The organism is Klebsiella sp. 28 (assembly GCF_018223905.1).
Classification (GTDB): Bacteria; Pseudomonadota; Gammaproteobacteria; order Enterobacterales; family Enterobacteriaceae; genus Klebsiella; species Klebsiella pneumoniae.
The window spans coordinates 1-7965 of sequence record NZ_JAGRQY010000210.1 but is presented as its reverse complement, the minus strand read 5'-3'; the positions used below and the strand labels follow the sequence as shown (position 1 = coordinate 7965).

Annotated in this window: 8 protein-coding genes, 6 tRNA genes, 1 other RNA gene and 1 pseudogene; 3 read left to right on the top strand and 13 right to left on the bottom strand. The window is 55.6% G+C overall.

Annotation, left to right across the window (positions count from 1 at the left end):
• A partial coding sequence (locus KHQ28_RS26315) for a YbgS-like family protein (protein ID WP_228298295.1) occupies positions 1-232 on the top strand: 232 nt, incomplete at its 5' end.
• Positions 233-349: 117 nt separating this feature from the next.
• Positions 350-1271: pseudogene (zitB, locus tag KHQ28_RS26310) on the top strand (CDF family zinc transporter ZitB).
• Here the strand turns inward: zitB and pnuC are convergent.
• Together pnuC and nadA are read right to left on the bottom strand one after the other, a co-directional pair.
• Complete coding sequence (pnuC, locus tag KHQ28_RS26305; RefSeq protein ID WP_004151689.1) at positions 1268-1987, bottom strand: nicotinamide riboside transporter PnuC; 720 nt, start codon at positions 1985-1987, stop codon at positions 1268-1270. The pseudogene zitB and the gene pnuC sit on opposite strands and share 4 nt — an antisense overlap.
• 35 nt (positions 1988-2022) lie before the next feature.
• Positions 2023-3066: a quinolinate synthase NadA gene (gene nadA / locus KHQ28_RS26300; protein ID WP_002895074.1), complete on the bottom strand. Its 1044-nt coding sequence runs from the start codon at positions 3064-3066 to the stop codon at positions 2023-2025.
• Between the two features lie 69 nt (positions 3067-3135).
• Between nadA and KHQ28_RS26295 the strand changes: the two genes are divergently transcribed.
• A complete protein-coding gene (locus tag KHQ28_RS26295) occupies positions 3136-3285 on the top strand; it encodes a hypothetical protein (RefSeq protein ID WP_032419500.1) in 150 nt (49 codons plus the stop codon).
• A gap of 95 nt (positions 3286-3380) precedes the next feature.
• Here KHQ28_RS26295 and KHQ28_RS26290 read toward each other — a convergent pair.
• The 11 genes from KHQ28_RS26290 to tolA all read right to left on the bottom strand — a co-directional run.
• Positions 3381-3518: non-coding RNA, RtT sRNA (locus tag KHQ28_RS26290), on the bottom strand.
• 95 nt (positions 3519-3613) lie between these two features.
• A tRNA-Lys gene (locus tag KHQ28_RS26285) sits at positions 3614-3689 on the bottom strand.
• A gap of 134 nt (positions 3690-3823) precedes the next feature.
• Positions 3824-3899, bottom strand: a tRNA-Lys gene (locus KHQ28_RS26280).
• A gap of 3 nt (positions 3900-3902) precedes the next feature.
• Positions 3903-3978 (bottom strand) — tRNA-Val (locus KHQ28_RS26275).
• 149 nt (positions 3979-4127) lie between these two features.
• Positions 4128-4203, bottom strand: a tRNA-Lys gene (locus KHQ28_RS26270).
• Positions 4204-4205: 2 nt separating this feature from the next.
• Positions 4206-4281: transfer RNA gene (locus tag KHQ28_RS26265), tRNA-Val, on the bottom strand.
• Between the two features lie 125 nt (positions 4282-4406).
• Positions 4407-4482: transfer RNA gene (locus KHQ28_RS26260), tRNA-Lys, on the bottom strand.
• A 161-nt stretch (positions 4483-4643) separates the two neighbouring features.
• On the bottom strand, positions 4644-5438 hold the full coding sequence (cpoB, locus tag KHQ28_RS26255; RefSeq protein ID WP_002895071.1) for a cell division protein CpoB: 795 nt from the start codon (positions 5436-5438) through the stop codon (positions 4644-4646).
• Between the two features lie 9 nt (positions 5439-5447).
• The gene (gene pal, locus KHQ28_RS26250; RefSeq protein WP_002895068.1) at positions 5448-5972 is read right to left on the bottom strand and encodes a peptidoglycan-associated lipoprotein Pal; all 525 of its coding nucleotides are present in this window, start codon (positions 5970-5972) and stop codon (positions 5448-5450) included.
• Between the two features lie 34 nt (positions 5973-6006).
• The gene (gene tolB / locus KHQ28_RS26245; protein ID WP_002895066.1) at positions 6007-7299 is read right to left on the bottom strand and encodes a Tol-Pal system beta propeller repeat protein TolB; all 1293 of its coding nucleotides are present in this window, start codon (positions 7297-7299) and stop codon (positions 6007-6009) included.
• Positions 7300-7428: 129 nt separating this feature from the next.
• The coding region (tolA, locus tag KHQ28_RS26240; RefSeq protein WP_211777735.1) for a cell envelope integrity protein TolA at positions 7429-7965 on the bottom strand (537 nt) is incomplete at its 5' end.

The following is a 7965-nucleotide window of genomic DNA, read 5'->3' as shown; positions in this document are numbered from 1 at the left end:
GGCGCCGGATGCCCGTGAGAACGTGGCGCCGAACAACGTGGACAATAGTCAGATCAACTCTGGCTCTGGGGGCACCACGGGCTCGACGATGACCCAGGATAATATGTCGAGCGATGAGGTACATAAAAACTCGATGTGTAAAGACGGCCGCTGTCCGGACACCGGTAAAAAACTGGACAACGGCGGCAATACGACCCAAGACAACAGCAAAACCGACGGCACCACCCAGTAACACATGAGGTGGGCAGATCGAAGAAAAGGCGAGCCGGTCTCGCCTTTTCTTCGTTTTTTATCGCTCTCTGTTTATGATGTCATAGCGTAATAATGATAACTATTAAGGGACGACACTATGGCGCACTCGCATTCGCACTCCTCTGTCCAGGCTCCGGATAACAGCAACGCCCGCCGGCTGCTATGGGCGTTTATCGTCACCGCCGGCTTTATGCTGATTGAAGCCGTCGGCGGCGCGATCTCCGGCTCGCTGGCCCTGCTGGCGGATGCCGGCCATATGCTCACCGACTCCGCCGCTCTGCTGTTTGCGCTGCTGGCGGTNNGCCCGCCATACCTTTGGCTGGTTGCGTTTAACCACCCTGGCGGCGTTTCTCAATGCTATTGCTCTGGTGGTGATCACCATGCTGATTGTCTGGGAGGCGATTCAGCGCTTCCAGCATCCGCAGCCGGTAGCCGGCGTGACGATGATGGTCATTGCAGTCGCCGGTCTGCTGGCCAACGTGCTGGCGTTTTGGATCCTACATCGGGGTAGCGAGGAGCGGAATCTTAACGTACGCGCCGCAGCGCTACACGTGCTTGGCGACCTGCTGGGCTCGGTCGGCGCGATCGTGGCGGCCGTGGTGATCCTCACCACCGGCTGGACGCCTGTCGATCCGATTCTTTCCGTGCTGGTTTCCTGCCTGGTATTACGTAGTGCCTGGCGATTACTGAAAGAGAGTCTGAATGAATTGCTGGAAGGCGCGCCGCGTTCGCTGGATGTGGCGGCCCTGCAGCGGGATATCCGTCGCTCTATCCCGGAGGTACGCGATGTTCACCACGTCCACGTCTGGCTGGTGGGGGAAAAACCGGTGATGACGCTCCATGTACAGGTCGTTCCACCGCACGACCATGACGCGTTACTCAACCGCATCCTGCATTTCCTGGAACATAAATATGAAATTGCGCATGCCACGGTGCAGATGGAGTACCAGCCCTGCAGCGGCCCGGAGTGCCATCTCAACACGATGCACGCCGGGCACGATCATCACCACCACCATTAGCCAGAAAACGCGTGAGAACCTCGCTCACGCGCGCTGTTTATCCACATCCGGCTGCCGTTCAACGCAATGAACGTCAGCAAGAGGTATTCCAGCGACATGGCATAGACGCCCTGACGGGCAAAAATCACCACGCTTATCACGTTGACGATCACCCACAGCAGCCAGTTTTCAACATACTTGCGGGTCATTAAGATCATCGCCACCACCGACAGCACCGTCATACAGGAGTCCCAGAACGGGAAAGCATCCGGCTGCAGTTCCGGCATAGTGACCTGCAAACCGAGCGCTTGCATCAGGCTGACCGCGATCCGCGTCAGGAAAGCAAAGAACGGGTTGATAAATAGGGTCAGCAAGCCGATCGCTACCACGCAGGCCGCCAGCCAGCCCAGCGCTTTGCTGCGCGGCAGCCAGCGGATCTGCAGCTCAGCCTCATGGTTGCTGCTTTGTCGCGACCATGCATACCAGCCGTAAACGTTAGCGGCAAAAAAGAACAGCTGCAGCAGCAGGCTGGCGTACAGCTGGATCTGAAAGAAGATGATGGCGAACAGCGTGACGTTGACCAGCCCGAAAGCATAGTTACTGATCTTCTCCAGGCTCGCCAGCCAGATACACAACAGCCCGGCAATCGTCCCCACGGCCTCTATCCAGGAGAGATCGTACCCCCCAGCGCCGATGGGTATATGTACTAAAATATTCTGCGTGCTAAAAAAATCCATTTCCTCCCCTCAGCGTCTGGCGACGCGACAATAGGTTATCCCCGTAGTGTAGCCGCAAAATCCAGCATCCGATTAAGGGGAATTAATGCGCCGGTTCGCAGCGCTTCGTCGACATGGATTTCATGTTCAGCGCCGCCCTGCTCGAGACCCTCGGCAATGGCTTTCAGGCCATTCATCGCCATCCACGGACAATGCGCGCAGCTGCGGCAGGTCGCCCCTTCGCCGGCGGTGGGCGCTTCCAGCAGCGTTTTCTCCGGCACCGCCTGCTGCATTTTATAGAAAATACCGCGATCGGTGGCCACGATCAGCTGGCGCTGGGGCAGGCTTTTCGCCGCCGCAATCAGCTGGCTGGTGGAGCCTACGGCATCGGCCATCTCAACGATCGCCTGCGGCGACTCGGGATGGACCAGCACGGCGGCTTCGGGATGCAGAGCCTTCATCCGCATCAACGCCTGGGTTTTAAACTCGTCGTGCACGATGCACGCCCCCTGCCAGCACAGTACGTCTGCGCCGGTCTGACGCTGAACGTAGCGCCCAAGGTGGCGGTCCGGCGCCCAGAGGATCTTTTGACCAAGACTATCCAGATGGTCAATGAGTTCCACGGCGATGCTGGAGGTCACCACCCAGTCGGCGCGGGCCTTCACCGCGGCGGACGTATTGGCATAGACCACTACGGTGCGGTCAGGATGGGCGTCGCAAAAGGCGTTGAATTCCTCAATCGGACAGCCCAGATCCAATGAACACTCGGCGTTCAGGGTCGGCATCAAAATGGTCTTTTCCGGGCTGAGGATTTTGGCGGTTTCCCCCATAAAACGCACCCCGGCGACCAGCAGCGTGGAGGCCGAATGGCGGGCGCCAAAGCGCGCCATCTCCAGCGAGTCGGCGATACAGCCGCCCGTCTCTTCCGCCAGCTGTTGAATTTCAGGATCGGTGTAGTAATGCGCCACCATCACGGCATCGCGCTCGCGCAGCAGGCGCTTGATTTTTTCGCGGTAAAACTGCTTTTCGTCGACGGTCAGCGGCTGCGGTTTAGCAGGGAAAGGATAAATCGCCGTTTCAGGATCAAACATTACGCTCATCATGCAATCTCGTTTTACTGGCTTAACTCTACAACCGTCAGTATGGCCTTTCGGCGGCTTAACACGGTCATGGTGTTTTATATGCTAAACAAGATAGCCGATTACGAGCTAAAAGTCGTGATGAATTTTGTACATCAGACCCTTTTGCCGGGGACGGTGCTGCGCATCTGCCCGAACGACCGGTTCGTATCCTGTGCAGGCACGATAAGCGCAGCGTGACCGTGGGAAAATGATGAATTAAGAAAGTATTAACATTGATGAGTGGCAGGGAAATGCAGATAGCAAAAAGGCGCCTTTAGGGCGCCTTTTTACATTGGTGGGTCGTGCAGGATGACTCGGCTTCGCCTCGCCCTGCGGGCCGTCGCCGCAAGCGGCTCCGTTGTCTCACTACGTTCGACCCGAACCTGCTGCAGAGAAACTCGTCTCATCCTGAGACTCGCCCTGCGGGCCAACGCTGCCGCGTTGTTCAAAATTGTTCCCGACAATTTTGTCGAATCGTTGAGTTCTGCGCATAGCAAAAAGGCGCCTTTAGGGCGCCTTTTTACATTGGTGGGTCGTGCAGGATTCGAACCTGCGACCAATTGATTAAAAGTCAACTGCTCTACCAACTGAGCTAACGACCCCTTACGGGATTTTACTGCTGCCATCATTTCAGGATGGTGGGTCGTGCAGGATGACTCGACTTCGCCTCGCCCTTCGGGCCGTTGCTGTCGCAACGTTATCCTTCACGTTCAGCATCTGAGTTAAATGCTGAAATTGGTGGGTCGTGCAGGATTCGAACCTGCGACCAATTGATTAAAAGTCAACTGCTCTACCAACTGAGCTAACGACCCGAGTGGTGGGTGATGACGGGATCGAACCGCCGACCCCCTCCTTGTAAGGGAGGTGCTCTCCCAGCTGAGCTAATCACCCGAAACTGCGCTGGATACTACCGATACTGCGTCCACCTACCCCATCATAAAAATGACTGGAGTGCAGGATGACTCGCTTCGCTCGCCCTTCGGGCCGTAGCTGAAGCAACGTTATCCTTCACGTTTAACACCGACGTTCGATGTTAAAGATGGTGGGTCGTGCAGGATTCGAACCTGCGACCAATTGATTAAAAGTCAACTGCTCTACCAACTGAGCTAACGACCCGGTGGTGGGTGATGACGGGATCGAACCGCCGACCCCCTCCTTGTAAGGGAGGTGCTCTCCCAGCTGAGCTAATCACCCGATACTACGCTGGATACTACTAAGCGGTGGGTCGTGCAGGATGACTCGGCTTCGCCTCGCCCTACGGGCCGTTGCTGACGCAACGTTATCCTTCACGTTTTACTATCGCGTTCCACCAGAACGATTGGTGGGTCGTGCAGGATTCGAACCTGCGACCAATTGATTAAAAGTCAACTGCTCTACCAACTGAGCTAACGACCCACTCTGGCATTGCTTTGGGCTTGTTTGATATCCCTTGGCAACGGCGGCATATATTACTGATTTCAGAATTCAGCGCAACTAAAATTTCGATAAAGATCACTTAACTGCTGGCGATTCAGGCGACAAGACCAGAAATGACGCGATTTCTGGTCATGCCGTAATCAACCAAGAGCATTAAGTCGTTTTTGCGCTTGTTTCGCACCGTCGGTGCCGGGGAATTTATTGATCACCTGCTGGTAAACCGCTTTCGCTTTCGCGGTATCACCTTTGTCCTGCATGATCACGCCGACTTTAAACATCGCGTCAGGCGCTTTTGGCGATTTCGGGTAGTTCTTCACCACCGAAGCGAAGTAAAACGCCGCGTCGTCTTTTCTCCCCTTATTGTAGTTCAACTGCCCGAGCCAGTAGTTAGCGTTTGGCTGGTAGGTTGAATCCGGGTACTTTTTGACGAAGTTTTGAAACGCCACCATCGCGTCATCCTGGCGTGAGGCATCCTTCACCAGGGCAATAGCGGCATTATAATCGGTGTTCGCATCGCCGGTCATCGCCGGGGCGCCTGAGGTGGCCGCTGGCGCTGCGCTGGTGGCAGCCGCGCTCTGATCGCCAGAAGACGACGGAGCCTGCGCACCTGATGCCGCGCCGCCACCGCTGCTCAGACTATCTATCTGCAGCAGAATCTGTTTCTGGCGCTCAACGATCTGATTCAACTGGTACTGGTTCTCCTGGATCTGCCCGCGGAGAGAATCAATGTCAGTCTGGTTATCAGAGAGTTGTTGCTGGAGTTGGGTTAAAAGCTGGCTGTGAGCATTGGAAATACGCTCGAGTTGAGTGACGCGGTCTTCGACCGAGCCTGAGCCGACACTACTGATTGGCGCCTGAGCAAAAGCGGCCCAGGGGGCCGCTATGCCAACCAGTAACGACAGACTCAATAAATGATGTCTGAAGTTACTGCTCATGCAATTCTCTTAGTAAACCAGTACGGCGCGACGGTTTTTGGCATATGCCGCTTCGTCATGACCCAGTACTGCTGGTTTTTCTTTACCGTAAGAAACGATGGAGATCTGATCGGCAGAAACACCTTTGCCTTGCAGATACATCTTAACGGCGTTAGCACGACGCTCACCCAGAGCGATGTTGTATTCCGGCGTACCGCGCTCATCCGCGTGACCTTCTACAGTCACTTTGTAGGACGGGTTGCTGCGCAGGAAGTTAGCGTGCGCGTCCAGCATAGCAGCGAAGTCAGAACGGATATCGTACTTGTCGAGATCGAAGTAAACGATGTTGTTCTGCTGCAGCTGCTGCATCTGCAGACGAGCTTGCTCTTCAGAAGACATGTTGCCGCCGTTACCGTTAGCGTCCATACCAGTGCCGGCACCCAGCATGCCTTCACCGCTCTGGTCGTTGCTGGCGTTCTTGTTAGAAGAACATGCCGCGATTGCCATAACCGGCAGAGCGATCATCAGCCCTTTCAGCACTTTGTTCAGTTGCATTTCTTTGATTCCTTTAATAATCAATTATTTATTATCACAGATACGGCGACCAGGCAGGCGATTTTACCTGTCCATCAGTTGCCGGAAGACGCGCTTTGAAACGCCCATCTGTAGAAACCAGATTCAGCACGGATCCCATCCCCTGAGAAGAGCTGTAGATTACCATAGTGCCGTTAGGTGCCAGACTTGGCGTTTCGTCTAAAAACGTTGATGACAGAACCTGTACACCACCCGTTTCCAGATCTTGTTTGGCAATGTGCTGCTGACCGCCGGCCGAGCTGACCATTACCATGGTTTTACCATCCGCGCTCACGTCGGCGTCCTGGTTCTGAGAACCTTCCCAGGTGATACGCTGCGGCGTGCCGCCATTAATGTTGACTTTATATACCTGCGGACGACCTGCCTGGTCAGAAGTGAAGGCCAGATTCTGGCTGTCCGGGAACCAGCTTGGTTCGGTGTTGTTGCTGCGACCGTTGGTCACCTGACGAATCTGACCCGATCCCAGATCCATTACGTACAGGTTCAGGCTACCGGTTTTCGACAGCGCGAACGCCAGTTTAGAACCATCCGGTGAGAACGCCGGGGCGCCGTTGTGCTGCGGGAAGGAGGCGATCTGACGCACAGAGGCGTTCGCCAGGGTCTGAACCACCAGCGCAGAACGACCGCTTTCAAAGGTAACGTAGGCCAGTTTAGAACCGTCCGGAGACCAGGCCGGGGACATCAGCGGCTGGGAGGAACGGTGAACCAGGAACTGGTTGTAACCATCGTAGTCGGACACGCGCAGTTCGTAAGGGTACTGGCCGCCGTTTTTCTGCACCACGTAGGCGATACGGGTACGGAAGGCGCCCTTGATGCCGGTCAGCTTCTCAAATACCGCGTCGCTGGCCGCGTGCGCCGCATAGCGCAGGTACTGCTTAGTGACTTTAAAAGAACCTTGCGCCAGCGTTGTGCCCGGCGCTCCGCCGGTGTCCACCAGTTGATACGCAACCTGATAAGAACCATCCGGATTTTGCGTAACCTGGCCGACGACTACGGCGTCAATACCCAGCGCAGACCAGGCAGCAGGCTGCACTTCCTGGGCACTGGTCGGCTGCTGCGGCAGACGAGAGCGATCCAGCGGATTGAATTTACCGCTGTTGCGCAGGTCAGCTGCCACGATACCACCGACATCTTCCGGCGCAGCGCCCTGGCCGGCCCACTGGAACGGTACCACGCCGATAGGGCGCGCCGAGTCCACCCCCTGGGTGATCTCGATACGTACTTCTGCGTGCAGCACCGCCGCCCACAGCATTAAAAAACCAAATGCTACTCGTAATGCCTGCTTCATCATATCTCCCTTATCCGGGCGGAAAGCCCACGATAATTTAGCAGAATGTTAACAAACTCAAATATACAAAACTACCAAAACCCTGTGACTACCATAGATTGTTTTTCCCCGTTTGCACGGGGAAAAATGTCACTGAGGTTTGAAGTCCAGTGGCGCATTTTTGAAGACTTCATATACTGCCTGGCTAGGTGGTTTCGGAAACTTAGCCTGTCGGGCTGCGGCAAGAGCGGCCTGGCACAGAGCAGGATCACCACCTTCGGACTGTATATTTAACAACAGGCCGTCAGGAGCAAGTTTGATACGCAAGGTACATGTTTTGCCCGCATAGGACGATGCGTCATAAAACTTACTTTCAATCGCCGATTTTATCTGTCCGGCATAGTTGTTGATATCAGCCCCTGAGGCACTGTTTTTAGTATTACCACTCCCGGCAGCGGAGGCATTGTTTCCTTTGGCCCCACCGCCTGTTTTAGGCGCATTCTTACCAGAACTCAGATCGCCGAGCAGGTTGTCAACGCCGTCCGCTTCTTTCGCAGCCGCCGCTTTCTTCGCCGCCGCGGCTTTTGCTGCTGCCGCTTTGGCCGCTTTATCAGCTGCAGCCTTCTCTGCTGCAGCCGCTTTCGCTGCCGCCGCTTTTTCAGCGGCTGCGGCTTTCTCGGCGGCGGC